Here is a 25,961-nt window from a genome sequence, read left to right as displayed (position 1 = left end):
CGGTGTCGGTGCGGGGTACGGGGTGCGGGCGGCGGCCCGGCCGTGAGCGGGGGTGGGTCCCCGCTCACGGCTAGACCGTGAGCAGGACCTCCTCGTTCGCCTGGGTCGCGGCCGTGACGGTCTCGGCGTGCTGAAGGATCGCGCCGACGATGTCCTGGCTGCGGTCGACCAAGGAGGGGATGCCGAAGGTGAAGAAGAGCGAGCCGGCGGCGATGTTCCCGAGCCCGTACAGGCGCGGGTCGGGCCGGCCGTTGGTGGTCAGCTGGCTGGTCGGACGCGCTATGTGCAGGCCGCCGTGGGGGTGGCGGCTGGCGACGCGGCTGCGCATCAGCGAGGTGACCAGGGGCGCGGCGCTGGTGGGGATGCGCCCCTCGGAGGCGTTGACCGCGCTGATGACGCGGTCGGCCGTGAAGTTGTTGCCCTCGGCGGTGACGACGTCGAAGCCGGCCTCGGGGTTCGGGGTGATGTTCTGCAGGCCGGCGACGATCTCCAGCTTGTCCGCCTCGACGAGGTCGAGGAGGACTCCGGCGCTGCCGGGCGGCATGGGGCAGCACAGGCTCATGATCGTGCGGTAGTGGGCGCGCAGCAGCTGGACCTTGTCCTGTTCGCGCAGCATCGGCCAGACGTCGGGTCCGGTCTCCGGGACGGCGCGCTGGAGGATGCGCAGGCCCATGTGGGGGGAGTCGACCTCTTCGATCTGCCGGCGCAGCCGGTCGACCGGGTCCTCCAGGTCGACCCGGATGATCTCCGAGACCACCGCGTCGAGGTCGGCGCCCACATCGCGGAACTCGGCCCGCATGATGGTGGCGATGTCCTCGAGGGTGACCTCGGGGTGGATCGCGGCGAGCTCCTCCATCCGGTGCGAGGTGAAGTGCCGCAGCTCGAAGGGGACGGCCTTCTGCCGGACGCCGGGCAGGACCCCGCGCCGGGACAGCAGGCTGATCTTGCCCTGGTGGCCCTGCGCGGCCAGCGACAGGATGATGTCGATGGCGGTCAGGCCGCTGCCGATGATCGCGACGTGTTCCTTCTCGCCGACGTCCGCGAGCTTGTTGACGATCGGGTACGGGTCCCCGACGAAGCCGGGGGTGTCGCCCAGACCGTAGACGTCCTTGGGGCTGTCGCCGCCGACGCACAGGATGGCGTAGTCGAAGGCGCGGGCCCGGCCGTTGCCGGTGCGCAGCAGCACCCGGTTGGCGGCGCGGCTCGCGGCGGTGACCCCCTCGCCGACGAGGTCGACCCGCCAGCCCTGGCGGCGCAGTTCGCCGAGTGCGGCGTAGGCCGTCTGCTCCAGGTACTCGCCGTAGACGGTCCGGGGCGCGAAGCGGCTCCCGGACCAGCGGTCCACTCCGGTGCGGACCCCTATGACCTTGTCCCGCGTCTCCAGCCAGTGTTCGAAGTGCTGGAGGTCGCCGGCGCGCACGGACATGTCGTCGGGCGTCGCGTTGACCTTGAGGGTCTCGGTGTCGACCTGGTAGGCACGGCCGCGCCACAGGTGCGGTGACGGTTCGAAGACCGTGAGGCTGCCCGGTTCGCTTTGTGTCCGCGACAACGCGTCGATCAAGCAGACTGCAGCCGCGCCTCCTCCGACGATGCCGATCGAGAATCCACGGGACATGTGTCAGTCACCTATCAATTCGTGGAAGGCGCGGGGTCGTCGTGCGCCGGCCTTGCTGTCCGCGATCACGGTGGCCCTTTCCTCGCCTACTCCGGGGATTCGGTGGGAGCCGCCGGCCGCCCCCGGTGCGGCGGGGGCGGGCCGGTCGGCCGGTGGTTTCGGTTCTCTGCGACCCGGGTCTGTGCGACTCAGGCGGCGGAGTTCTTGAAGTTCTTCATCGAGACGGTGAAGTCACCGCGGTTGGCGCGGTAGTCGATGCAGTACTCCTGCGGGTACCAGCCGGCGATCTGCCACTGCTGCGGCTGCTTGATGGCCCAGCAGCGGCTCGGGTTGACCCCGTTGGCGATGCCTTCGAGCCAGGCCTTGGTGATCATCGGCTCGAGGAAGGTGATCTTGGAGTCGTAGGACCCGTAGATGAACGTCTGGGTGAAGGCGGTGGAGTGCCACTCGGGCGAGTTCATGTCGACCAGGTGGTTGCCCATGGCCGCCTCGGCCACGTTGTTGTTCACGTAGTCCTGCGGCAGGTACTGCGGGGGGACCGGCTTGACGGCCGTCGCGAAGTCGTCGCAGTTGATGGCCAGGCCGCAGGGGCCGCTGCGGATCGCGTCGCGCTCCGCCTTCGACTGGGTGTAGAAGTGGAAGTCGAAGTGCGGGGTGTCGTAGATGTGCTCCGGCCCGTGGCCCATCGGGTTGTAGTTGAGCAGGGCCCACTTGAGCGGCATCCCGGACAGCGCGGTCAGCTGCGAGGGCAGCTCCAGCGGGCGCTCGTGGCCGCCGACGCACTCGGTGTGCTCGTTGACCGCGCCGTTGCCGTCCATGTCGAAGCAGTGGTTGCCGTCGGTCATGGTGGTCGGCAGGCCGGTCAGCGCGTTCTTGGGGAAGACGAAGCCGACGGTCTGCGGGGTGCTGCCGTTGATCTGCGCGTACGTGCGCACGGTCGCGTTGCCGAGCGGGCCCGGGGCGCCGTACGAGGCGCAGGGCCCGGCGTAGGAGAGCGTCTCCCGGAGCAGGACCTGCGAGGCCCACTGCGCGACCTTGACGGTGCGCTCGCGGTTCGGGGCGTCCCGCGTCACCAGGCACACGGTGACCGGGCCCGACGCGCGCGCCGCGGCCTCCGCGGTGGAGTCCGTGGCCTGGGCCGGGTTGCCGGGCAGGAGCAGCAGGGTCAGGGCCGATATGGCCAGAGCCGCTCCGAGGAACACCCGCCAGCTCAACAGCTTCTTCGCGCGCACGTCACACCTGTTCCAGTTCGAATCTGTGGAATCCGCCCTGAAGGAAGATCAGGGGGGTCTGGGTCTCGCGGGCACCCATGGCGACGACTTCGCCGATGACCATGACGTGGTCACCCGCCACCACGTGGTCGCGCAGGCTGCACTCCATCCAGGCCGCCGCCTCGAACAGGAGCGTCCCGGTGGCCTCGCCCGGAGCTCCGGGCACCTCGGTCAGCGCCTGGTCGCGCTCGGGCCGCCGGCGCGCGAACGCGCGGGCGGTGGCCTCGCCCTCGGCGCCGAGGATCGAGATCCCGACGACGCCGGTCCGCAGCAGCTCGGCGAAGAACTCCGAGTCGTGACGGAAGCTCAGCGACACCAGCGGCGGTTCCAGGGAGACGGAGGTGAGCGAGTTGACGGTGATCGCGTTGTGGGTGCGGACGCCGTCCTGATCGGTGTAGGTGCTGACGACGCACACCCCGGTCGCGAAGGAACGCATCACATCGCGCAGGTCGTGGTTCATGCCGGGCCTCTCTGCTGGGCGCGGGCGGGTGCGCGCGGCTCGTCGGCCGTGGGCACCCGCCCGTACGCGGGCTTGACGGTCAGTTGTCCTGGGCCCAGCGGCCGCGGGTCCAGCCGTCGAGGTCGTAGTCGTCCAGGGCCCTCTGCACGAGGTCGCCGTAGCTGTCGAGCAGACCGGCGCCGCGCGACCAGTTCAGGGTGTCGAGGCGCACCTGGTCGGGTCCGCCGGCGTAGTTGAGCTCGTACAGCTCGTGGCGGGCGCCGAACTCGGTGCCGATCGCGTCCCAGGCCAGCTTGAAGAGCTTGGTGCGCTCCTCGGCCGTGGCGCCGGTGCCGCGGTAGTAGCGGTCGAGCAGCGGGCGCAGCTCGGGGTTCTGCAGGTCCTTGGCGCTGGACGGGGTCATCAGCAGCGCGCCCGCGAGGTGCTCCTCGAAGAAGCGGTGCGTGCGCTCCCAGCTGAGCGGGGCGAGCGCCCGGTAGCCGGCCGAGTAGTCCATGCGCGGCAGGACGGTGCCGGCCGGGCCGGCCTCCGGGTCCAGGGCCATGGCGGTGGTGACGGCCCAGGTCTGGTGGCGCCAGGCGAGCAGCTCGCCGAGGCCGGCCTGGACGCCGCGGAAGCCGTCCGTGCCGTTGATGCGGGTGCCCTTGTCGAGGATGCCCGCCATGAACTCCAGCTTGACCGCCATGCGGATCGCGCCCTGGAAGAAGCCGCGGGAGAGCAGGCCGGAGCGCGGGAAGTACTGGTGGATCTTCTCGGTGTCGCGGTAGATCAGGACGTTCTCCCACGGGATGAACGCCTTGTCGAAGACCAGCACCGCGTCGTTCTCGTCGAACCGGCTGGAGAGCGGGTTGTCGAACGGGCTGGAGGCCTTCGCCTCGTAGGGGGTGCGGCAGACGACCTTCATGCCCGGGGTGTTCAGCGGGGCCAGGAAGGCCAGCGCCATGTCCTCGGCCTTGCCCTTTTCGAGGTTGGCCAGGTGGATCTGGCCGACGAAGGCGACGTTGCTCAGTGCCGAGGCGGTGGCCATGAGCTTGGCGCCCTCGACGACGATGCCGTCCTCGCGCTCCTCGACGACCTTGAGGTAGACGTCGCGGATCTCGTGCGCCGACTTGTTGCGGTCGACCGGCGGGTTGACGATCGCGTGGCTGATCGAGAGGCCCTGGCGGGCGTACTTCTCGTACCAGGCGCGGGCGTTGTCGCCGAACGGCTCGTAGAAGTCGTGGGTGACGGCCAGGCCGGCCATGAACGACGCCTTGTAGTCGGGCGTGCGGTTCATGAAGCCGTAGCTCAGGCGGGCCCAGTGCTCGATGGCGTCGCGGGCCTTGATCAGGTCCTCGCCCGAGTGCGCCGGGGTGAAGAAGCGGTGGACGCGGTACCCCGTGTACCGGTCGACCGTCGTCATCAGGTCCTTGGTGTCCGGGTGGTGGAGCGCGTCGTAGAGGTGCGCGGTCGACCGGGCGGCCATGGCGAAGGCCGGGTGCGTCGTCACGTCCTTGACGAGCTCGCCGTTCACGAAGACCTGGCGGCCGTCGCGCAGGCTCTCCAGGTAGGAGTCGCCCGTCATGAGGTCGCACGGAGCGTCCGCCGACTGATCCACTATCGGGACCTGGCCCATTTTGGTGTCCTCTCCAGGGGTAATACACGCGACCGCTGCGGGGCGCACAGTTCGATTGATACGAGCCTAGGCTCGGCCGCCGATCTGCTCTTGCGGGGCTGCGCACGGACAATTGCCCATCTACGCCAACCCTGGCGCCAACACGTTCGAGGCGGTACGTCAACGACCAGGCAGAGAAACCTTGTTGACTTCGCAGAGGAGGATTGATCAACGCTTCTCAATATTGCGGAACCATGAATTCCGAATGCCCGGAAATAACTTCGGCCCGGCGTCGATCCAAGTAATTCGGATACGACCGCCAGGCCGAATGAAAAGAATTGCGAAAAGGTGTCCGCCGGCTGGTCAGGCCGCGGGACGGGTCTGGCCGGCGGCTGCCGCGTCTATGCAGGCGGCCTCGGCTATCAGAATGATCTTCTCTACGTGCGGCAGCAGCCGCATGCCCGCCTCGGTGAGCTGGACCCGGCCGCCGGCGCGATGGAACAGCTCGGCCCCGATGTAGTCCTCGAGGTTCTTGATGTGGGCGGTGACGCTGGGCTGTGAGTAGTGGAGGTTGCGGGCGGCACGAGTGAAGCTCATCTCGGCGGCCACTTCACGGAACGAGCGTAACTGCTGGAACTGCACGGCAGGGGCTCCCTTCTTCGAGGCTCAGAGCCTCGGAGACTAGGAACATACCACGGTGCAGGTATAACTGCAGTACTGGGCTCTCGCACTCCGGCTCCCGCACGACTGCGGACATACCTGTGGCCATGCCCGCAGGGAGGGCATGGCCACAGGTCAGCCGCTGCTTCGTGGTTGACAGCGGGTTGGGCGGAGTGGACTAGTCGGACATCTCCATCGGCGAGAGGAGGTCCCGGGCGATCTGCGGGAGCAGACGGTCGATCAGTACCCCGGTGCGCGCGGATCCGTCGGCGGCGCGGGGGATCGCGTCCACGGCCACCGCGTGCGAGAGCACCCACGGCATGCGCCGCTCACAGGCGGCCAGCGCGGCCTGGCGCCCGCCGGCCTCCTGGTCCTCCTCCAGGAGCGGTACGAAGGCCACCACCAGCGTCTCTCCCACCTCGGGGAGCCGGGTGCGCATCACCGCGACGTCCTGGACGCAGGGCAGGTCCAGGAGCTCTAGCTCGAGCGCGAAGAAGGCCGTCTCGAAGTCCTCCACCAGCACTTCGTCGTAGGACGGGTCGTCGAAGGAGGGCAGGTTCACGCGGACATCTCCTGTTGCATCGACTGCTCAAGCTGCAGGTTCAAAGTGATGATGGGCAGGACCGCGTCGAGGAGGTCCCCGGTGCGGATGCGGCCCGTCGGGCTGTACGGGATGGTGTCGACGGCGATGACGTGCGCGGGCAGCGAGGGCACCCGGCGGGCGCAGGCCGCGCTGAGCGCCTGGTAGCCGGTGGCCTCCCGGCCGACCGCCACGGCGATGAAGGGCACCACGATCGCGTCGCCCAGCACCGGGCTGCTGACCCGCATGACGGCGGTGTCGCGCAGGCAGGGCAGGTTGAGCAGGTCCGACTCCAGCCGGAACAGCTCGGTGTCGACCGCGGAATCGCGGACCACCACGGGCACCTCGGTGACCCGCCCGGTGACCAGCAGCCGGCCGGTCTCGTCCACGTACCCGGAATCGTCGGTGACCAGGAAGCGCTCCGCGCCCCAGCCGAGGTCCAGCTCGACGGTCTGTGTCTCCCCGTCCAGGTAGCCGTCCATGACCTGGTGTCCGGCAAAGGCGAGGCGGCCGCTCTCACCCTGCCCCACCGGCTGCCCGTCCTCGCCGAGGACGGCGACGGTGGTGCCGAGCGTGGTGTGGCCCGAGCGCGGCGGGGAGACCAGCAGCTCCTCGGGGCCCATGACGGCGGTCAGCCCGGTCTCCGCGCTGCCGAGCGCGGTGTGCAGCACCGGGCCGAGCCGCTCCCAGGCCGTGTTGACGGTCCATCGGCCCAGGTGGGCGCCGGGGGTGAGGAGGAACCGCAGGTGGCGGGTGCGCGGCGAGGGCTCGGAGTCCTCCGGCAGTCCGAGCACCCGGTGCAGGGTGGAGGGGGTGATCACTCCGGTGCTGACGCGCTCGGCGACGAGCAGGGAGGCCAGGGTCTCGGGGCCGGCTCCGTCCGCGAGGACGACGGTGGCACCGACTCCGAGCATCGTGCGGGCCAGCGCGAGGGCCGTGGGATCGGTCGGCGGGGCGGAGGCCAGGTGGACGTCGTCCCGGTTGAGCCCGAACTCGTCGACGAGGTCCACCAGGTGGCGGCCCTCCGAGGGGGTGCGGCGCACCGCGATCCGGGAGGGCTCCTCGCCGCGCGCACTGACCGTGAACGACTCGTACGGCCGGGGCGCCGGCAGGGTGCGCAGGGGTTCGGCCGAGGTCAGCAGGTCGAAGTTGAGCGCCTGGTGCTTGCCGGGGGCGGCCGGGGCTCCGGGGGCCGTGATCCCGTCCAGGAGGACGTGCACGGCCTGCGGTCCGCTGGGCCAGACGAGCTGGTCGAGGGTGGCGCGGTGCTCCGAGGTCACGAAGACCACGGACGGCTCCAGCCAGGAGAGCACCTGACCGAGATCGTCCGTACCGCTCTGCGGGTCGAGACCGGTGCAGGAGACCCCGAGGGTGGCGCAGGCGCTCATCGCGACGGTGAGCTGCCAGCTGTTCCCTGCGAGGAAGACCGCCCGGACCGGGCCCTCTTGGGGCAGGTGCTCGGTGAGTCCGGCCGCCGTCCGCTCCACGGTCTCGGCGTACTGGCCCCAGGTCAGCCGCACCTGGCCGTCGACCAAGGCATCCCGCGTCACGCCGCCCGCCGCGTGCCGGCGGATGTCATCGAGCTTGATCATGTGGGTTCTCCGTGGTCGGTCAAGAGCCTCGTCTATGTGGCTCGGGGCCGCGACCATGGAAACAAACCTGCATGAAGGTAGGCAACCATCCATCGGAAGATCTGATGTCGTCGCCCGAAGCACCGGATCCGGCTACGGAAAACCCTCCGCCGGGCGTCGAGGACGCCCGGCGGAGGGAACGGTGAAAACAGGCGGTCCGCGGACGTACCGGCCGAAGGTGTCAGGCCTGGAGCTCGGCCGACGCGACGAGTTCGGCCTCGGCCTGCGCCCGCAGGTGCTTCTCCAGATCGGCGGCGACCCGCTCGGCGCGGCCGGGAGCCATGTCGAGTTCGGCCAGCACCGTCGGCAGGGCGATGATCGGCATGATGTGCCTGAGCAGCACGGACACCCGTACTTCCAGGTCCTCCCAGTCGGCCATCACTTCCGAGAGCACCTGCACACCGGTGAAGGCGCCGACGAAGAGGTTGGCGACCGCGTCCAGGTCCACGTGCGCGTGGAGCTCGCCGCACTCCCGGGCCTGCCCCAGGGCGAACCGGTTGTGGTCGATCCAGTCCTGGTACGGCCTCAGGCGGTGCTCGTGGTGACTGCCCCGCTCCAGGGAAAGCCGCAGACTGCCCTGCACGATCGGGTCACTGCGGATCTGAACGGCGAAGAGCATGCCCTTGTCGATCAGCTCCTGGAGGCGGGTGCTCCGCGGCACGAGCGGGAAGCCGACCGTGTCGATCTGGCTGGCCAGAACGGCCTGGGCCAGCTCTTCCTTGTTCTTGAAGTAGTAGTAGAAGGCGCCCTTGGTGAGTCCGAGCCGCTGGTACACGTCCGCGATCGTGGCTCCGTTGAAGCCCTTCTCCGCGAACACGGCGCCGGCTGCCTCGACGATGAGTTGCCGGGTGCGCCGAGAAGTCTCCCTCTGAGACACCCTCGCTCCTTCCATGCTGCTGGCGGCCAATGATGCACCTCCTCGGAGGTATGAGCATGTCACCGAAAACAGCCGTTGCAAATTATACCAGGCAGCACGTATCTTGCGGCGAACCGGGACCTACCACGAGTGGCTCGAATGTGTCTCGAAGTGCGGAGGGGAATTCATGTTAATCACCTCGTATGTGAGCGAAAACGCCCAAAGACCGTCGGTCGGGGTCTCAGATGCAAGGCTTCCGGCCGTACCCAACTGGCTTGTGCACCGTCCGGACCCTTCCGAGGTCTTCTTGTCGACCTGGGAGAGAACCGCTCCCGACCGCTTCAACGTGACCGTCCGTTGGCCTGAAAACCACCCGTTCCATACCGCCCTCCACGGTTTCCGCTCCCCCGCCGTCATCGCGGAGGCCATCCGGCAGACGGGCATCCTGCTCTCGCACGCCGAGTACGGAGTCCCCCTCGGTCACCAGTTCCTGATGTCCGACATCCGCTACCGCATAGATCCCGAACTCCTGGCGGTGGACAGCGGCGCCCCGGTCCACATCGACGTGACCTGCACGAACATCAACCGCCGAGGCGCCCGCTTCTCCGGCATGGTGTGCCACATGGACGTGGTGCAGGGCGGCCGGGTCATCGCGACCGGCGGCGGCAGCCTGACGTGCACCTCGCTCGGCGCCTACCGCCGGATGCGCGGTGAGCACGCGGACGCCCGGCCGGTCCTGCCCGTGCCGGAGCCGGTTCAGCCCTCCCTCGTTCTGCGCACCGATCCGAGCCACGTCCTGCTGGCCCCCACCATGGATCCCCGGTGCTGGACGCTGCGCTCGCACACCACGAACACGACGCTGTTCGCGCACAAGAACGACCACGTACCCGGCATGGCCCTCCTGGAGGCCGCCCATCAGGCCGCCTACGCCGTCGCGGGCACCACCCGGCTGTACCCCACCTCGCTGCGCCTGACCTTCGACCGGTACGTGGAGTTCCACTCCCCCTGCCTGGTCCAGGCGCAGCCGGTGACGCGGAGCCGGGACAACATCCTCTCCCTGGACGTGACCGGCCATCAGAGCGGCCAGCGGGTCTTCCACGCCCACTTGGAAGCAATTCCCGTTTCCGCCTGATCGCCTCCCTTTCCAACGGAATGGGCATCGGTCTCCTGTGATCCGCTGGCCGAGACAGCTCTGTGAAAAGTGGCGGGAAGGCCTTCGGCGTGCCAGCCTGTGACGTCATCCGACTCACCGTCACCAAGCAGTTGTAGGAGGGATACTCCTGTGAGCAGGCAGTGCCCGTTCGTGATCGATCCGCTCGGCCAGGACATTCACGGAGAGATCAAGGAAATACGCTCCCGTGGACGCGCCGTCAGAATCGTGCTCCCCGGTGGCGTGGAGGCGTGGTCCGTCACTGACTACGCGCTCGTGAAACGCCTGCTCACCGATCCCCGGGTGTCGAAGGACGCCTACCGGCACTGGCCGGCGTGGATCAACGGAGAAGTCGACCAGGAGTGGCCGCTGGCCATTTGGGTCTCGGTGCAGAACATGGTCACCGCCTACGGAGACGAGCACACGCGCCTGCGAAAGCCCGTGGCGGGGGAGTTCACCATGCGCCGGGTGGCCGCCCTGCGGCCCCGGGTCGAGGAGATAGCCGCCGGCTTGCTGGACCGCCTGGAGGAGGTCCCCGCGGGAGAGTCCGTGGACCTCCGCAAGGAATTCGCCCACGTACTGCCCCACGCAGTCGTCTGCGAGCTCTTCGGAATTCCGCATTCCGCACGTGATCCGCTCCAGAAGATCATCGACAGTTTCTTCGCCACCTCGATCACCCCCGAGGACGCCATGGCGAATGGCATCGCCATGTACGAGATCCTGAACGAAGTCGTGGCGCACAAAAGGGAAAATCCCGCCGACGACCTGACCACGGGACTCGTCACCGCACGCGACTCGGGCGCGGCGGACATGAGCGAGAAGGAACTGCTCGACAATCTCATCCTGCTCTTCACCGCCGGGTACGAGACGACGGTGAACCTGATCGACAACGCGGTCGTCTCCCTGCTCACGCACCCCGAGCAGCTCGAACTCGTCCGTGCCGGCAAGGCCTCGTGGGACGACGTGATCGACGAGTCCCTGCGCGTGGACCCGCCCGGCGCGCACAGCATCCTGCGCTACGCCGTCGAGGCGATCGAGATCGACGACGACGTGCGGATCCCGCAGGGCGACCCGATCGTCATCTGCTTCGCCGGGGCGGGCCGCGACCCCCTCCAGCACGGAGCCGGGGCGGACCTCTTCGACATCACCCGCGACACCCGCGCCGATCACGTCTCGTTCGGGTACGGAGCCCACCACTGCCTCGGCGTGAACCTGGCCCGGATGGAGGTGGCCATCGCACTGTCGGCGCTCTTCGAGCGGTTCCCCGAGGTGTCCCTGGCCGTACCCTCCACGGAGCTCCGGCCGAAGTTCTCGTTCGTTTCGAACGGCCACCGGACGGTTCCCGTGATGCTGGGCCCCTCCAACCCTCGCAGCACATCGATTTCCAGCCAATAGTGCCGGGGGCGGCTCCCTCACCGAAGACTCCACCGGACCACGGCAGATCGAAGACGAAAGACTCACCATGACCGAAAAGACCAGCCTCCTCACGGGCAGGCGCGCGCTGATCACCGGCGCCAGCAGCGGCATCGGGGCGGCCGCCGCCCGGGTGTTCTGCGAGAACGGGGCCTCGGTCCTGCTCACCGCCCGGCGCGAGGAGGAACTGGCCAAGCTCACCGGCGAACTGACGGACCAGGGTTTCACCGCCGCCTACGCCGTCGTCGACGTGGCCCGCGCCGAAGAGGTCGAGGCGGCGGTGGCCAGGGCGGTGGAGCTCTTCGGGGGCCTGGACGCCGCCTTCAACAACGCGGGGCTGGGCACCGTGCCCGCGCCGCTGCACCTCACCGAGGACGCGGACTTCGAGGCCGTCATGGCCACCAACGTCCGCGGCACGTGGAACTGCATGAAGTACGAGATCGCCGCGATGCTCCCGAACGGCGGGGCGATCGTGAACAACAGCAGCGTCGCCGGCCTGGTCAGCACACCGGCTGCGGCCGCCTACATCGCCTCGAAGCACGCGATCATCGGGCTGACGAAGGCCGCCGCCGAGTACTCCGCCCAGGGCGTCCGGGTCAACGCCATCGCTCCCGGCACCACGCGCAGCGAGATGATGGCCCAGTGGTTCGACCTGAACCCCGGCATCGAGGAGCAGCTGCACGCCATGGCACCGCTGCCGCGTACGGCGGATCCGCGCGAGATCGCGCGCGCGGCCGCATGGCTGCTGAGCGACCAGGCGTCCTTCGTGGTCGGCGCCACCGTCCCGGTGGACGGCGGGTGGACCGCCCGCTGACGGCTCGGCACGACGGCGCCCGCCCGCGCAACGGGGACGCGGCGGAACGCCGAGGAACATGACGGAACTCCGGGGCTAAGAAGAGAAGAAGAGCGGTACCGGCCCATCGGAGCCCCCGTCGGGGCCGGGTCCGCGCGGATAAGGTCACCCCATGCAGATAACCGAACGACGCAGAGTGATCGTTCTGGCAGGAGCAACCGGCTTCATCGGCTCGGCCGCACTGGACACCCTGGCCCGCCGTCCCGGTGTTCTGGTGCGGGCACTCGCCCGCACCCCCGGTGCGGAGCGCGAGGGCGTCGAGTGGGTCCGTGCGGACCTGGGCGATCCCGGCTCGCTCCAAGGGGTCTGCGAGGGCGCGGCCGCGCTGGTGAACCTGGCCTCCTACATCGGGCGGGACGAGGAGCGCTGCCACACGGTCAACGTCCTGGGCGGCGCGGCCCTCGTAGCGGAGGCCGCGCGGGCGGGGGTGCCCCGGATCGTCCACCTGTCCACGGCCGCGGTCTACGGGAACCTCCCGCACCGCGGGATCGACGTCGACGAGGTGGCCCCGGATCCGGTGTCCGCCGCGAGCCGCACCCGCCTGGCGGCGGAGGCCCCGGTGCTGGCCGCCGGCGGCACCGTCCTGCGGCCGGGTCTGGTGCTGGGAGCGGGCGACCGCTGGGTGGTCCCGGCCCTGGCCGAGCTGATCGACCGGGTCCCGGCCAGCTGGGACGGCGGCCGCGCACAGCTGTCCGTGGTCGACGTCGGCGAACTGGCCCGCCTGATCGACGCCCTGGCCACCGACCCGGGCCCCGCTGTGGGCGGGATCCACCACGCGAGCCACCCCGCCGCGGTGACCAGCGCCGACCTCGTATCGGCCCTGGCCGCCGAAGGGATCCTGCCGGCGGTACGGGAGGAGTGGTCGTGGGCCCGCTGCCTGGAACAACTCCGGCGGCGCCCCGGCCGGGTGACGGAGCGGCAGTTCTCCCTGCTGGCCCGCGACTACCACCAGCGCGCCGACCTCATCTGGCGCCTGACCCGCCTGCGCCCCACCCCCACCCCCCTCACCCTGCTCCCCTCCGCCACCCCCTGGTACCGCGCCCACCTCGCCGGCGCCTGAGGCCCGCGGCCGACAGCCCCGCATCAGCGACCGCCCTCGTCCTCCTGCCCGTGGACGATCCGAAAGCGACGACCGGTGAGGTCCGCCGGATCCCGGTCGACCACCCGCACCGGCGCCCAGACCCACTGCCAGACACCGATCCCGGGTGTCCGGGAGAACCGGATCGTCCCCCGGGTGCCCTCGACCTCCACCCGCGACCACGCCCCGGCGACGGCCGCCCGGTCCGTGCCGTACGAACGCAGCACCTCGGCGAGGACGGTGACGCTGTCCCAGCCCTCGAAGGCCACGAACGAGGGCTCCTCGCCGAGCTGCTCGCGGAGCTCCTTGCCCACCCGCTCGGCGAGCGGCCCGAGCCGCTCGGGCAGGTAGCGCAGGAACGGGATCCCGGCGCCGTCCTCTCCCAGCGCCCCGGCCCATCCGGCGAACTCCGGTTGTCCGGCCGGAGCCCCGATCAGGACCTCCCCCAGCCGCCGGTCGCCCCGTACGGCCCTGACGATCTCCGCCGCCGGCTCCGGATACCCGACCAGCAGGAGGAGCGCGGTGCTCCCCGCCTCGACAAGCGCGTCGCACAGCTCCTCGCCACCGACCCCCTGGACGTCGATCTCGATGACGTCGCCACCGCGGGCGGCGAAGCACTCCCGCAGGACGGCAGTCCCGGAAGCCCAGTACACGCTCGGCTGGGTCACCACGGCGATCCGGCTGTGCCCCGCCCCCAGCAGGAACTCCGCGTACGTCCGCCACCCGTGCGACTGGGCCGGGGCCAGCCGCGCGACCCACTCGGTCGGCTCCTCGACGAGCGCGTCGAGCACCGCGGAGGAACAGAGGAACGGCACACCCAGTGCATCGGCCCGCGCGGCCGCCGCCCGGGCGACGACACTGTGGTACTCCCCCACCACGGCGGCCACACCCAGCCCGGCGAGCTCCTCCACGGCCGCCGCGGCCCGCTCCGGATCGGCGGCAGTGTCCCGGACCAGCAGCTCCAGCGCCCGCCCACCGATCCCTCCCCCACCATTGACCTCGCGAACGGCCAGCTCGATCCCCGCGAGCAACTGCCGCCCCGCATCGACCCACCCGGGCCGCGTCAACGGCACAAGCACCCCCAGCCGCACCACCGAGACACCCACAGCCACCACTCCTCTCCCCAACCCAAACGATCATCCCCCACCACCCCAACCCACCCACCCAAAGCCCCCCGGAACACACCCCCCAACCAGCCCCCGAGGCACAGCCCCTCACAACCCCGAATCCGCACCCCCAACGGGGCCCGGGGCAGAGCCCGGAACACCTCCGGCGCAGCCCCACCGGCCCCGTCCCCAGCCCCTCAGGACCCCGAATCCGCGCCCCCCAACGGGCCCGGGGCAGAGCCCTGAACGCCCCCCGGCACAGCCCCCCACCGCCCCCCATCCCCAACCCCTCAGGACCCCGAATCCGCACCCCCCAACGGGGCCCGGGGCAGAGCCCCGGTTTCGGGAAGGGGCGGGGTGGGGGAACGGCCCCGCAGGGCCCCCACACCCAGACGCACACCCGCACGGGAACCGAGCCCCCACCCCCGACGTCGTCGTACCAGCCACACCACCCGCAAGCAGCCCCACGGAACAGTCAGGAACGGCCCCATGACCCAGCCAAACCCGGGCCCGCCCCTCACCCCACCCCCCGGCCCCGCCGCCCGACCCCGCCCCCTCCTCGCTCGCCATTGCCATGGCCACGGCCCCCGAGCCCTCCCCTGGCCCGCGGCCGGCACCGCAACCCTCCCCGTGCTCCTCTCCGTCCTGCTCGCCGCACTCCTCACCCGCCCCTCCCTCGTCCCCAACACCCCCGGCAACCCCGGCAGCCTGCTGGAAACGTTCCTCCCCTGGCTCGGCCTGGCCGTCCCCCTCCTCCTCGCCCTGGCCCTCCGACGCCGCTCCGCGGCCACCGCCCTGGCCCTCCTGCTCCCCACCGCCGCCTGGCTGTGCCAGTTCGACACCTCGCTCCCCCACACCGCACCCCCCACCCCCACCACGCACCCCACCCAAGCCCGTCACCCCACCCTCACCGCCGTCCAGCACAACATCAGCGACGAGAACCAGAACCCCTCCCGCACCGCCAAGGCCCTCGCCGCCCCGCACCCCACCCTGATCGCCGTCGAGGAACTCACCCCCTCCTCCACCGCGGCCTTCACCGCCACCCTCGGCGCCGACTACCCCCACCACGCCACCCACGGCACGGTCGGCCTCTGGTCGGCGTACCCGCTCACTGACGTGCGCCCCGTCGACATCAAGCCGTCATCCCTCGCCGGCGACCCCCACTGGAACCGCGCCCTGCGCGCCACCGCCGCCACCCCCGGCGGGCCCGTCGCCGTCTACGTCGTCCACCTGCCCTCCCTCCGTCTCGGCGCCTCCGGCTTCGGATCCGCCCGCCGCGACGAAAGCGCCGCCCTGCTCGGCGCCGCCCTCGCCGCGGAACCCGCCGACCGAGTCGTCCTGCTCGGGGACCTCAACGGCACCGCCGACGACCGCGGCCTGGCCCCCATCCGCACCGCCCTGGCGGCGAAGCCGACACCCACCCCGGCCGCCGCCAAAGCCCCCGCTCCCTCCGCCTCCTCCGCCGGCTTCGCCTTCACCTGGCCCGCTGCCTTCCCCCTGGCCCGGATCGACCAGATCCTGGCCCGCTCAGGAGCCGTCACCCACGTCCGTACGCTCCCCGCCACCTCCAGCGATCACCTGCCCCTCACCGCCGACATCCAGTTCGATTAACGTACGGTCATGACTGAATTCGTGCTGGTGGCAGGCGCTTGGCTGGGAGCAGCGGCATGGGACGAGGTGGCCGCCGAACTCCGCACCGCACTGCGCAGCACGGACGGCGACCACGAGGTCCACGCCCTGACCCTGTCCGGCCTCGCGGACAAGCAGGGCATCCCGGCCGGCCAGCAGACGCACGTCACGGACATAGTCGACGCCATCGACGAGCTCGGCCTGCGCGATGTGGTCCTGGTGGGCCACAGCTACTCCGGCATCCCCGTCGGCCAAGCCGCGGAACGGATCGGCGCCCGCCTGAACCGGGTGGTCTTCGTCGACGCCAACGTCCCCACCCCCGACGGATCCTTCCTCTCCGGCTGGCCGGACGGCCGCTCCGCCGTAGAGGCCTCGATCGCCGCGAACGACGGTTTCTGGCCTCCCCTGCAGGCCGCCGACTGCGAGGGCCAGGGCCTCACGGACGAGCAGACCGCCCGGCTCCTCGCCGGGGCGACCCCGCACCCGGGCGCCACGCTGACCGAACCGGCCGTACTGACCCACCCGCTCGCCGAGCTCCCCGCGACCTACGTCAAATGCCTGCTGGACGGCGCCGAACCGCACCCCGACGTGGCGAAGCTCCTGGCCACCGGCCCGGACTGGCAGTGGGTCACCCTGGACACGGGCCACTGGCCGATGTTCTCCGCCCCGTCCGCCCTGGCCCGCGTCCTCCTCGACGCCGCCGCGCAGGACAGCCCGCCGCCGCCTTCCGGTCTTCGTATCCACTCGGTGGACGCCGCCTCCGAAGCCGCCCTGCGCGACTGGCAGCACGTCCACAACACGGTCATCCCGACAGCCCTCCTCTCCCTGGAAGACGTACGGGAGCGCTCCGCACGCCACGTCCTGCACATCGCCCACTTCGGCGATGCCCTCGTCGGATGCACGACGCTGCGGGTCCCCGCGGCCGGCTCCACGACCGCCACCGTGATCGCGCGCGTCCTGCCCGCCTACCGGGGACGGGGCTTCGGCCGCGAGCTGTACTCCCACGCTCTCGTCCAGGCACGGTCCCTAGGCGCCGAGGTGATCGAGACCGTGGTCCTCGCGTCCAACCCGGAGGGCCTGAGCTTCGCGCACCGAGCGGGCTTCATCGAGTTCGACCGCTACGTCCTCCCCGGCGACACCGTGCCCTTCGTGGACCTGCGCCTCGCCTGAACATCCACCGCCCTCCAGGTCAGGCGGTCTGGTCGGAGGAGTCGGAGGCGTCGGAGGCGTCGGGGGAGCCGAGGGAATCCAGGGAGTCGAGCCACTGGAGGAGGCGAGCCCCCTGGCGGGCCATGACGTCCGGGTCACGAAGGGCGTTGGCCAGGAGCGACATGCCTTGGTAGGCGGAGATGAGGGTGACGGCGAGGTCGTCCGGGTCGGGCAGGCCCAAGGCGCGGAACTGGTGCCCGGTCCACTCCAGCAGGCGCCGGATCACTGTTCCGGCCTCCGTGTCGAGGACGCCGTCGGCGCGTTTGTCGAGTTCGACGGCGAGGGTGCCCGTGGGGCAGCCGTAGCGGGCTGCGACGTCGCGCTGGTCGATCCATCCCTCGATCAGGGCCTTGAGGCGGTCGCGCGGGTCGGGCAGCTGCTCCAGACGGCCGGTGAGCTCGTCCAGGTGCGCACGGTGCTCGGAGAGCGCGGCCAGGACCAACTCGTCCTTGGTCTTGAAGTAGTAGTAGACGTTGCCGACGGGAACGTCGGCCGCACGCGCGATGTCGGCGAGGGTGGTCCGCTCCACGCCCTGCTCGTGCAGGACCCGGGCCGTTTCGGTGGTGAGCCGTCGGCGCTTGTCGGCCGAGCGCGCCCGGGACTTCGTTGAGTCAGTCACCCGACTAACTATAGACAGCGACCCACACCCCCGTGCTACGGTCCTCGAACTAAGTCAGTCAACTAACTAACCAACTCGGGAGATCGTCATGATCGTGGTGACAGGCGCAACCGGCAACATCGGACGGACCCTGGTGCCCCTGCTGGCCGAGAAGGGCGAGGACGTCGTAGCCGTCTCGCGACGCCCGCAGTCCGAAGGGCTCCCGGCCACCGTCCGGCACGCCCGCGCCGACGTCGGGGACAGCACGAGCATGCGCCCCGTCCTCGACGGCGCCGACACCTTCTTCCTCCTCCTGGGCGGCGAGCTCAACGGCCACGGCGAAAGCCCGAACGCCCTGATCGACGCGGCAACGGACGCCGGGGTCAAACGAATCGTCCTGCTCTCCTCTCAGATCAACTCCACCCGCCCCGAGGCCCTTTCACACACCCGCCTGCGCGCCTTCGAGGCCGCGGTGCGCGCTTCCGGCGCCGACTTCACGATCCTGCGTCCGGGCGGATTCGCCTCCAACGCCCTCTCCTGGGCCGAGCCCGTCCGCACCCAGCGCACCGTCTTCGCCCCGTTCGGCGACGTGGCCCTACCCGTCATCGACCCGGCCGACATCGCCGCGGTCGCGGCAGCCGCACTGCACGGAGAAGGACACACGGGCCGTACGTACGAACTGACCGGACCCGAGGCCATCAGTCCGCGCCGGCAGACCGCAGTGATCTCCCAGGCCCTGGGCGAGGACGTCGCCTTCGTGGAACTGTCCCGAGACCAGGCCCACGCCCACATGGCGCAGTTCATGCCCGAAGAGGTCATCGGCGGCACCCTGGACATCCTCGGTGCCCCGCTGCCGTCCGAGCAGGCGATCAGCCTCGATGTGGAAAGCGCCCTCGGCCGTCCGGCCAGGCCCTTCGGTGAATGGGTGGCCCGCAACCTGCCGGCCTTCCGGTAGGACCCGCCCCGAGCGCCTACGCCCCTGCCGGAGCCAGCAGGCTGCGCAGCCGCTCCGCATATCCCCGGGGGTGCGTGGTGTTGCCGTTGTGGCCGCCCGGGAAGACCTGTATCTCCGTGTCCAGGAGGGCCGCCAGTTCCACCGCGCACCGGTGGTCGAAGACGGTGGACGGGGTGGCGGCACCCAGCGCCGGGACGATGCGCGTCCGGGTCCGGGTCAGGGCGTCCACATTGAGGGTGTCCTCGACGATCGCCGTGAAGTCGTGCTCGATGAAGTAGCCGAAGTTGGCACGCCGTCGCCCGTCCAGGGGTTGCGGGGTCAGTCCCGGCTCCGCGTCGCGCCGTGCAAGGTCGATCCCGAGGACCCGCGCCATCTCCGGGAAGACGGCTTCGAGCCCGCCCGCGCGGTAGACCTCCTGCAGTTCCCGGAGCTCCGCTTCGTGCCGCGCCCGCTCCCCCGCGGGCAGCAGCCTCGGGGCCACCGGCTCGTGCGCGATGAGGGTGCTCACCTGTTCCGGGTGCCGAGCGGCCACGTGCATGCCGATGACGGCTCCCAGACTGCAGCCGAGCATCAGCACCGGCTCGTCGGTGACGGACGCCAGCAGCCGGTGCACGTCTTCGGCGTGCTCGGCGAGCGACGCGGTCCGGCCGGGCTCCTCCGGCCGGCTGCGCGAGAGTCCACGGCGGTCGTAGGTCAGTACGGTGAAGGCATCGGTGAGATGCGGGACCAGATCCACGGTGCGGTCGGCGTCACCCTCCCCGCTCTGCGCGATGAGCAACATCGGGCCGGAGCCCTGCAGTTGGTAGTGGAGCACAGCACTCATGACAACTCCTCACTCACGGCTCCGGACCCCCAGTCCGTCACTCTCTGCAACGACAGTAACCCATCGAATCAGATACATCAATACCGATGGATCGAAAAAGATGCATCTCCTCCGATGGTTCGCCGATTCCGCTGTACCGTGGCTCCCGTGGACGGAATCGAACTCTTCCTGCTGGGCCGCGCCTTGATGAAGCTCGGCGAGGAGGCCCTGCCCGAGCCCCCCGGCGGCCCGGGTCAGTACGCCGGCGGCACGCGCTCCGTCGTGATCGTGGCCGGCGACATCGCCGCACACCCCGACACCACGGTCGGCGAGACGGCCCAGCGCACGGGCCTCCCGCAGAGCCAGGTCTCCGGCGCCGTCGCCCGCCTGCGCGAGGCCGGCTCCGTGCAGACCTCGCCCGACCCGGCCGACCGCCGCCGCACCCTGGTCCGCCAGGCCCCCGGCACCTCCGCGCGCGTGGCCGCCGTACGCGCCGCCGGGGAGTCGAAGGTCGAGGACGCCCTCGCCCGCGCCCTCGGCGAGACCGAAGCGGAACGGCTGCCGGAGCTGACCCGGGCCCTGGAGGTCCTGGCCCGCCACCTGGTGCCCCGCGACACCCCCTGACCACGCGCCGTCAGGCGTCGCCCAGCAGCAGCTTCTTCTGCGGCTTGCCCATCGCGTTGCGCGGGATCTCCGCCACGAACCGCACCTCGCGCGGCCTCTTGTGCACCGACAGGTGCGCGGCGACGAAGTCCGTCAGCTCCGGCCCGGTGACGCCCTCGGCCACCACGAAGGCCACGATCCGCTGACCCAGATCCGCGTCCGGGAGCCCCACCACCGCCGCCTCGCTCACCTTGGGGTGGTCCAGCAGCGCGTTCTCGATCTCACCGGCGCCGATCCGGTAGCCGCCCGACTTGATCATGTCGATGGAGGCCCGGCCGACGATCCGATGGACGCCGTCGGCCTCGTCGACGGCCGCGATGTCGCCCGTACGGAACCACCCGTCCTCGGTGTACGCGGCGGCCGTGGCCTCGGGCCGGCCCAGGTACCCGGAGAACAGCGTCGGCCCGGTCACCTGCAGCTCGCCGATCTCCGCGCCCGCCTCGGCCACGATCCGTGTACGGACACCCCTGACCGGGGTGCCGACCGTACCGGGCCGCACCTCCCCGCCCGCGCGCCCGCTCACGGTGATCAGCGTCTCGGTCATCCCGTACCGCTCCACGGGCCGCAGCCCGGTCAGCCGCTCCAGGTCCCGGAAGACCGGCGCGGGCAGCGCGGCACTCCCGGAGACGAGCAGCCGGGCCCCGCCCAGCGCGGCGGCCGCCGCCGGCGCCCCCGCGATACGGGACCACACGGTCGGCACCCCGAAGTACAGGCTGCCCCCGGCCTCCGCGTACGCCTCGGGTGTGGGCCGCCCGGTGTGCACGAGGCGGCTGCCGGTACGCAGCGCTCCGAGCACTCCGAGGACCAGACCGTGCACGTGGAACAGCGGCAGTCCGTGCACGAGGGTGTCCTCGGCGCTCCACTGCCAGGCCTCGGCGAGGGCGTCGAGATCGGCGGCCAGGGCCTCGGCGGTGAGCACGACCCCCTTGGGCGGGCCGGTGGTCCCGGAGGTGTAGAGGACCAGCGCCGGCCGCCCGGGCCCGGCCTCCGCCCCGCCCCCACCCCCGCCACGCCGTGCGAAGTCCACGTCGACGAGCACCGCGCCGGAGTCCCGCAGGATGTGCTCCCGCTCGGCGGGCCCCGCATCGGGCGGCAGCGGTACGAAGGGCACCCCGGCCAGCAGCCCGCCGACGACGGCGGCGACGGTCTCCAGCGAGGCCGTCGCGGTCACCGCGAAGGCGGGCGCCCCCGCCACATCGGCAGCCACGGCACGGGCCGCGCCGAGCAGCTCCTCGTAGGAAGCATCCCGCCCGGCCACCCGCAGGGCATCGGCCCGGTCTCCGTACACCCCGGTGAGCGCGGTCAGCACTGATCCCCCTACGGAGTCGATCGCCATCAACCGCCCCACCCTACGACCGACCCGCCCCGCCGGCGTTCGAGGCTCGGGGCGGAGCCCCGGTAACCCGGGCACGGCCCGGACTCCCGGCGGTCCGGGCGCAGCCCGGGGAACGGAGGAAGGGCGGGTAGAGGGCACCCAGCACAGCGGCGCCCCCTACCCGCACCCCAGCCCCCGCGTCAGCGCCTCAGCGCCTCAGCGCCTCAGATCAACCCCTGCGCCAGCATCGCGTCCGCCACCCGCTCGAACCCGGCGATGTTCGCCCCGGTCACGTAGTCCCCGGCGGAGCCGTACCGCTCGGCGGTCGCGTACGACACCGCGTGGATGTCCCGCATGATCCCCGCCAGCTCCGCCTCGACCCGCTCCGCGCTCCACGCCACGCGCCCCGCGTTCTGCGCCATCTCCAGCGCACTGACCGCGACCCCGCCCGCGTTCGCCGCCTTGCCCGGCCCGAAGGACACTCCGGCCGCCTGCAGCAGGTGCACCGCCTCCGGCGTGGTCGGCATGTTCGCGCCCTCCGACACCGCCTTGACCCCGTTCGCGATCAGCGTCCGCGCGTCATCGGCGGTCAGCTCGTTCTGCGTGGCGGACGGGAAGGCCACCTCCGCCGCCACGTCCCAGACGCGCCCGCCCGGCACGAACCGCGCCGACGGCCCGCGACGCTGCGCGTACTCGCTCACGCGCCCGCGCTCGACCTCCTTGATCTGCTTCAGCAGTGCGAGGTCGATGCCCTTCTCGTCGACCACGTACCCCTGGGAGTCGGATGCCGTCAGCGGGTTCGCCCCCAGCTGCTGCAGCTTCTCGATCGTGTACAGCGCGACGTTGCCCGAGCCGGAGACGACCGCCGTCTGCCCGTCCAGCGACAGCCCCCTGACGGCCAGCATCTCGGCGGCGAACAGCACGCTGCCGTAGCCCGTGGCCTCCGGACGGATCAGCGAGCCGCCCCAGCCCTGGCCCTTGCCGGTCAGGACGCCGGCCTCCCAGCGGTTGGTGATGCGCCGGTACTGCCCGAACAGGTAGCCGATCTCGCGCCCGCCCACACCGATGTCGCCCGCCGGCACGTCGGTGTGCTCACCGATGTGCCGGTAGAGCTCGGTCATGAAGGACTGGCAGAAGCGCATGACCTCGGCGTCCGACCGCCCGTGCGGGTCGAAGTCGCTGCCGCCCTTGCCGCCGCCGATGCCGAGCCCGGTCAGCGCGTTCTTGAAGATCTGCTCGAAGCCGAGGAACTTCACGACGCCGATGTCCACCGACGGGTGAAAGCGCAGGCCGCCCTTGTACGGGCCGAGCGCGCTGTTGAACTCGACGCGGTAGCCACGGTTGACGTGGACGCGACCACGGTCATCGGTCCACGGCACCCGGAAGATGATCTGCCGCTCCGGCTCGACGAGCCGCTCCAGCAGGGCCACACCCGGTTCCGCGTACTCGGGACGCGCCGCGAACACGGGGGCCAGGGTGTCCAGGACCTCCCGTACGGCCTGGTGGAACTCGGGCTGTGCGGGGTTCCGGCGCTCGATGTCGGCGCGCAGCGCGTCCAGCCGGCCCTGCGGGTCCTTGGGGTCCGTCACGGTCTTGTTCCTCCAGGTCTCGATGTGGGGACCGGCCCCGAGATGCGGCTCGAAGCTCGCCGGACCGGAATTCCGTATGACGGAAAACAGTATCCGAAAACAGTCCCCAGCCGGAGGGTACTCCTCCAGCCGACCACGGCCACGAGCCTTTCCGGCCTGCTCTCGTCGACGCCCACTCCACCATGGATCACTCGACGCCCGCTCCACCATGGACAGAACCACGGGGCAGGACATAGACAGGCCATATGGACATCGCACGAGTCGCCGCCCTCGTCGCCGCGACGCTCACCACAGGTCTCATGGCGGGCCTCTTCTTCGCTTTCGACGTCTCGGTGATGCCGGCGCTGAAGCGCTCCGACGACCGGACCCTCATCTCCGTGATGCAGCGTGTGAACACGTCCATCATCAACGGCTGGTTCATGCTGGCGTTCCTGGGCGCGCTCCTGTTCACCGGCCTCGCCCTGGCCCTGCACCTGCCCGCCGGAGCGCGCGCACCGCTGCCCGCGCTGGTGGGCGCCCTCGTCCTCTACGTGCTCGCCGTAGCGGTCACCGGCCGGGTGAACATCCCCCTCAACAACGCGCTGGAGGCGGCCGGCCCCGCCGAGCGGATCGCGGATCCGGCCGCCGTGCGCGCGGCGTTCGAGAAGAAGTGGGTACCCGCCAACCGCTGGCGCACCGCCCTGTGCACGGCCGCGCTGGCCTGCCAGTCCTGGGCCCTCCTGGCGTCCGCCGCCTGAGCCGTCAGAGGCCGGTCCCGTACGTCGCCGACCCGCGCCTCATCCCCGTCGCCCGCCCGTACAGTACGAGCGCCCGCGCCAGGGCGGTCAGCGCCGCCGTGCAGAGCAGGGTGCGGACGATGTTCGCCGTCTCCCAGGTGCCCTTGAACTTCTCGACGACCGAGAAGTCGGTCAGCTTCGCGGCGTCACCCAGGTCGGCGAGTTCATTGTTGAGCGGAATGTTGACCGCGAAGGTGACGACGAGCACGACGAGGTACGCCGCCGCGGCCACCGCGGCCCACAGTGCGACCGTACGGCGTCCGGCGCGCGCCTCGACGAACGCCGCGGCGAAGGCGGCGAGCAGCGCGACGACGAAGACCGTCCCGAAGAGCGGATTGCCGTCGATGACGGCGTTGAAGCTCTGCATCGCCGTGACGTACGTACGGTCGTCGGTCTTCGCCAGTCCCGGCATCACCGAGACGTCGAAGGCGAAGAACAGCCCCGCCATGAGGCCGACCAGGACGGTCGACAGGCCGAGCAGTGCGGTGGAGAGTCTCGTACCGGTGGTTCCCATCAGCTGTGCCCCCGTAGATCCATCCATGCGTCGAAATCCGAATCCGGGAGACTCCCACCGCCCCCCGACGGCTGTTGATCGTGCCATCACCGCCGACATCCGGCCAGCGAATCTTCCGTACCGCAAGGCCCACCAAGGACCCTCGAGGCCCTGCCCTTCCAGGCCCTGCCCCCTCCAATCCCCGGCCCGTCCACCCCCTCTCCACTCCCATGTACCGCACACGTAGGCTGCGCGGATGAGCACAACCACCACCTCCCTCCGCCTCGCACCGGTCACCCCCGAGAACTTCGACGCCGTCTGCGCGCTGTCGGTCCGCCCCGACCAGGCGCACCTCGTCGCCCCGGTGGTGAAGTCGCTGGCCGAGGCCTACGTCCACGGTGAGACGGCCTGGCCCCGGGCGATCGTGGACGGCGACGAGGTGGTCGGCTTCGTGATGGCCTTCCTCGACATCGCCTGGAACCCGGCCGAGGACCCCCGGGACGTCCGCTCCGGCCTCTGGCGCCTGAACGTCTCGGCCGCCCACCAGTCCAAGGGCTACGGCCGCTTCGCGGTCACCGCGGTCGCCGCCGAACTCCGCCGCCGGGGCGCCTCCCACGCCTACGTCACCTGGCACCCGGGCCCCGGCACCCCCGAACCCTTCTACCTCTCCCTCGGCTTCCGCCCGACGGGTGAGCAGAGCGACGGCCAAACCGTGGCCGTTCTGGACCTCACGCTCCCGTAAGGGGCCCGGGTACCGCGGCCACCCCCGCCCGGTACTCCCGCGGGCTGACCCCCCGTACCCGCTTGAAGGCCGTGGAGAGGGCGAACGCCGAGCCGTAGCCGACCCGGTGGGCCGCCGAGGCCAGCGTCATGGACGGGTCGCGCAGCAGGTCCGCCGCCAGCGCCAGCCGCCACCCCGTCAGGTAGGACATCGGGGGTTCGCCGACCAGTTCGGTGAAGCGGCGGGCCAACGCGGCCCGCGAGACGCCGACTTTGCGGGCCAGCGACTCCACGGTCCAGCCGTGGGCCGGGTTCTCGTGCAGGAGCCGCAGTGCCGGGCCGGTGACCGGGTCGTTCTCGGCGCCGCCGCGCTCCGCGAGCCAGCCGCGTACGACGCCGATCAGCAGCAGGTCCAGGATCCGGTTCAGGACGAGCTCCTGGGCCGGCTCCGTACGGGACATCTCCATGCCCAGCAGCCCGACCAGCGTGGGGTCCACCGGGCCGACCAGCACCCGCGGCAGCGCGGTGAGCAGGCGGCTGCCGATCTCGCCCGGGTCCTGGTAGGTGCCGCTCAGCAGCACCGCCGAGCCCTCCGCCGCACCCCAGGTCCGTACCCCGAGGGCCATGGAGTCAGACACGTCCTCCCCGCCGTCGACCCTGCTGCACCGCTGGTCGGGACCCACCCTGATCTGCGGGGGCGTGTCCTTGGCGTCGGCGAGGGTGTACGGCATGGGTCCCCGTACCAGAGCCGCCTCACCCGGCGCGATGAGCACCGGATCATCGCCCCCGTCGGGCAGCAGCCAGGCCGATCCGTGCACCATCGTCATCACCGACAGCGGGGCACGGTCCTCGATCAGGACCGACCAGGGCGGATTGAACACGCACTTGATGAGGAAGGCCGATGTGGCCTTGGGGCCTTCGAGCAGAGCCGTCAGCGTATCCATC

25 protein-coding genes and 1 pseudogene are annotated in these 25,961 nt (G+C 70.9%); 11 read left to right on the top strand and 15 right to left on the bottom strand.

Features of this window, described 5'->3' with window-relative positions; all coding sequences use genetic code 11:
• Nucleotides 1–70: 70 nt before the first annotated feature.
• The 8 genes from ACZ60J_RS33540 to ACZ60J_RS33505 form a co-directional block, all read right to left on the bottom strand.
• Nucleotides 71–1,615, bottom strand: coding sequence for an FAD/NAD(P)-binding protein (locus tag ACZ60J_RS33540; protein WP_469687750.1), 1,545 nt, complete (start codon nt 1,613–1,615; stop codon nt 71–73).
• Between the two features lie 188 nt (nt 1,616–1,803).
• A complete protein-coding gene (locus ACZ60J_RS33535; protein ID WP_469687748.1) occupies nt 1,804–2,847 on the bottom strand; it encodes a hypothetical protein in 1,044 nt (347 codons plus the stop codon).
• 1 nt (nt 2,848) lies between these two features.
• Complete coding sequence (locus ACZ60J_RS33530) at nt 2,849–3,346, bottom strand: flavin reductase family protein (RefSeq protein ID WP_469687746.1); 498 nt, start codon at nt 3,344–3,346, stop codon at nt 2,849–2,851.
• Nucleotides 3,347–3,425: 79 nt separating this feature from the next.
• Nucleotides 3,426–4,961 (bottom strand): 4-hydroxyphenylacetate 3-hydroxylase family protein, encoded by a 1,536-nt coding sequence (locus ACZ60J_RS33525; RefSeq protein WP_469687745.1) that lies wholly within the window; start codon nt 4,959–4,961, stop codon nt 3,426–3,428.
• Between the two features lie 342 nt (nt 4,962–5,303).
• Nucleotides 5,304–5,537 carry a LysR family transcriptional regulator gene (locus tag ACZ60J_RS33520; RefSeq protein WP_469687743.1) on the bottom strand — a complete coding sequence of 78 codons (234 nt, stop codon included), beginning with the start codon at nt 5,535–5,537 and terminating at the stop codon, nt 5,304–5,306.
• Between the two features lie 241 nt (nt 5,538–5,778).
• Entirely contained in the window at nt 5,779–6,162 is a 384-nt protein-coding gene (locus tag ACZ60J_RS33515; RefSeq protein ID WP_469687741.1) for a hypothetical protein, read from the bottom strand.
• Nucleotides 6,159–7,772, bottom strand: a complete 1,614-nt coding sequence (locus tag ACZ60J_RS33510) for a class I adenylate-forming enzyme family protein (RefSeq protein WP_469687740.1) — start codon at nt 7,770–7,772, stop codon at nt 6,159–6,161. The genes ACZ60J_RS33515 and ACZ60J_RS33510 overlap by 4 nt, the downstream gene beginning before the upstream one ends.
• 220 nt (nt 7,773–7,992) lie before the next feature.
• Nucleotides 7,993–8,688, bottom strand: coding sequence for a ScbR family autoregulator-binding transcription factor (locus ACZ60J_RS33505; RefSeq protein WP_469687738.1), 696 nt, complete (start codon nt 8,686–8,688; stop codon nt 7,993–7,995).
• A 13-nt stretch (nt 8,689–8,701) separates the two neighbouring features.
• Here ACZ60J_RS33505 and ACZ60J_RS33500 point away from each other — a divergent pair, with 13 nt between their 5' ends.
• From ACZ60J_RS33500 to ACZ60J_RS33485, 4 genes are all read left to right on the top strand, one after another.
• Nucleotides 8,702–9,799 (top strand): ScbA/BarX family gamma-butyrolactone biosynthesis protein, encoded by a 1,098-nt coding sequence (locus tag ACZ60J_RS33500; RefSeq protein WP_469687736.1) that lies wholly within the window; start codon nt 8,702–8,704, stop codon nt 9,797–9,799.
• Nucleotides 9,800–9,949: 150 nt separating this feature from the next.
• On the top strand, nt 9,950–11,212 hold the full coding sequence (locus ACZ60J_RS33495) for a cytochrome P450 family protein (protein WP_469687734.1): 1,263 nt from the start codon (nt 9,950–9,952) through the stop codon (nt 11,210–11,212).
• A gap of 67 nt (nt 11,213–11,279) precedes the next feature.
• Complete coding sequence (locus tag ACZ60J_RS33490; protein ID WP_469687733.1) at nt 11,280–12,044, top strand: SDR family NAD(P)-dependent oxidoreductase; 765 nt, start codon at nt 11,280–11,282, stop codon at nt 12,042–12,044.
• A 151-nt stretch (nt 12,045–12,195) separates the two neighbouring features.
• The gene (locus tag ACZ60J_RS33485; protein WP_469687732.1) at nt 12,196–13,143 is read left to right on the top strand and encodes an NAD-dependent epimerase/dehydratase family protein; all 948 of its coding nucleotides are present in this window, start codon (nt 12,196–12,198) and stop codon (nt 13,141–13,143) included.
• A gap of 23 nt (nt 13,144–13,166) precedes the next feature.
• Here ACZ60J_RS33485 and ACZ60J_RS33480 read toward each other — a convergent pair whose 3' ends face one another.
• A complete protein-coding gene (locus ACZ60J_RS33480; protein WP_469687731.1) occupies nt 13,167–14,273 on the bottom strand; it encodes an ABC transporter substrate-binding protein in 1,107 nt (368 codons plus the stop codon).
• Nucleotides 14,274–14,897: 624 nt separating this feature from the next.
• Here ACZ60J_RS33480 and ACZ60J_RS33475 point away from each other — a divergent pair.
• The 3 genes and pseudogenes from ACZ60J_RS33475 (at nt 14,898) to ACZ60J_RS33465 (ending at nt 17,066) form a co-directional block, all read left to right on the top strand.
• Complete coding sequence (locus tag ACZ60J_RS33475) at nt 14,898–15,878, top strand: endonuclease/exonuclease/phosphatase family protein (protein WP_469687729.1); 981 nt, start codon at nt 14,898–14,900, stop codon at nt 15,876–15,878.
• 9 nt (nt 15,879–15,887) lie between these two features.
• Nucleotides 15,888–16,604, top strand: a pseudogene (locus ACZ60J_RS33470) (alpha/beta fold hydrolase); the annotation flags it as partial.
• 30 nt (nt 16,605–16,634) lie between these two features.
• Nucleotides 16,635–17,066: a GNAT family N-acetyltransferase gene (locus tag ACZ60J_RS33465; RefSeq protein ID WP_469688070.1), complete on the top strand. Its 432-nt coding sequence runs from the start codon at nt 16,635–16,637 to the stop codon at nt 17,064–17,066.
• 19 nt (nt 17,067–17,085) lie between these two features.
• On the opposite strand, the gene ACZ60J_RS33460 is transcribed toward ACZ60J_RS33465, so the two are convergent.
• Nucleotides 17,086–17,724 (bottom strand): TetR/AcrR family transcriptional regulator, encoded by a 639-nt coding sequence (locus ACZ60J_RS33460; protein ID WP_469687727.1) that lies wholly within the window; start codon nt 17,722–17,724, stop codon nt 17,086–17,088.
• An 88-nt stretch (nt 17,725–17,812) separates the two neighbouring features.
• On the opposite strand from ACZ60J_RS33460, the gene ACZ60J_RS33455 reads away from it, so the two are divergent.
• A complete protein-coding gene (locus ACZ60J_RS33455; protein WP_469687725.1) occupies nt 17,813–18,658 on the top strand; it encodes an SDR family oxidoreductase in 846 nt (281 codons plus the stop codon).
• Between the two features lie 16 nt (nt 18,659–18,674).
• On the opposite strand, the gene ACZ60J_RS33450 is transcribed toward ACZ60J_RS33455, so the two are convergent.
• Nucleotides 18,675–19,481 (bottom strand): alpha/beta fold hydrolase, encoded by an 807-nt coding sequence (locus tag ACZ60J_RS33450; protein WP_469687723.1) that lies wholly within the window; start codon nt 19,479–19,481, stop codon nt 18,675–18,677.
• A 186-nt stretch (nt 19,482–19,667) separates the two neighbouring features.
• On the opposite strand from ACZ60J_RS33450, the gene ACZ60J_RS33445 reads away from it, so the two are divergent.
• Complete coding sequence (locus ACZ60J_RS33445) at nt 19,668–20,084, top strand: MarR family transcriptional regulator (protein ID WP_351381995.1); 417 nt, start codon at nt 19,668–19,670, stop codon at nt 20,082–20,084.
• Between the two features lie 10 nt (nt 20,085–20,094).
• Here the strand turns inward: ACZ60J_RS33445 and ACZ60J_RS33440 are convergent, their stop codons facing one another.
• Both ACZ60J_RS33440 and gdhA read right to left on the bottom strand, forming a co-directional pair.
• A complete protein-coding gene (locus ACZ60J_RS33440; protein WP_469687721.1) occupies nt 20,095–21,459 on the bottom strand; it encodes an AMP-binding protein in 1,365 nt (454 codons plus the stop codon).
• Nucleotides 21,460–21,662: 203 nt separating this feature from the next.
• Complete coding sequence (gene gdhA / locus ACZ60J_RS33435; RefSeq protein ID WP_469687719.1) at nt 21,663–23,027, bottom strand: NADP-specific glutamate dehydrogenase; 1,365 nt, start codon at nt 23,025–23,027, stop codon at nt 21,663–21,665.
• A 245-nt stretch (nt 23,028–23,272) separates the two neighbouring features.
• Here gdhA and ACZ60J_RS33430 point away from each other — a divergent pair, with 245 nt between their 5' ends.
• A complete protein-coding gene (locus ACZ60J_RS33430) occupies nt 23,273–23,764 on the top strand; it encodes an anthrone oxygenase family protein (RefSeq protein ID WP_469687717.1) in 492 nt (163 codons plus the stop codon).
• A 4-nt stretch (nt 23,765–23,768) separates the two neighbouring features.
• Here ACZ60J_RS33430 and ACZ60J_RS33425 read toward each other — a convergent pair whose 3' ends face one another.
• Nucleotides 23,769–24,344 carry an anthrone oxygenase family protein gene (locus tag ACZ60J_RS33425; RefSeq protein WP_469687715.1) on the bottom strand — a complete coding sequence of 192 codons (576 nt, stop codon included), beginning with the start codon at nt 24,342–24,344 and terminating at the stop codon, nt 23,769–23,771.
• A 208-nt stretch (nt 24,345–24,552) separates the two neighbouring features.
• On the opposite strand from ACZ60J_RS33425, the gene ACZ60J_RS33420 reads away from it, so the two are divergent.
• Nucleotides 24,553–25,038: a GNAT family N-acetyltransferase gene (locus ACZ60J_RS33420; RefSeq protein ID WP_469687713.1), complete on the top strand. Its 486-nt coding sequence runs from the start codon at nt 24,553–24,555 to the stop codon at nt 25,036–25,038.
• Here ACZ60J_RS33420 and ACZ60J_RS33415 read toward each other — a convergent pair.
• Nucleotides 25,025–25,960 (bottom strand): AraC family transcriptional regulator, encoded by a 936-nt coding sequence (locus ACZ60J_RS33415; protein WP_469687711.1) that lies wholly within the window; start codon nt 25,958–25,960, stop codon nt 25,025–25,027. The two genes, ACZ60J_RS33420 and ACZ60J_RS33415, sit on opposite strands and share 14 nt — an antisense overlap.
• Nucleotide 25,961 lies beyond the last annotated feature (1 nt).

The organism is Streptomyces sp. NPDC104226 (genome assembly GCF_055584085.1).
The sequence above is the reverse complement of the archived record's forward strand: the minus strand, read 5'-3'. Positions and strand labels throughout refer to the sequence as shown.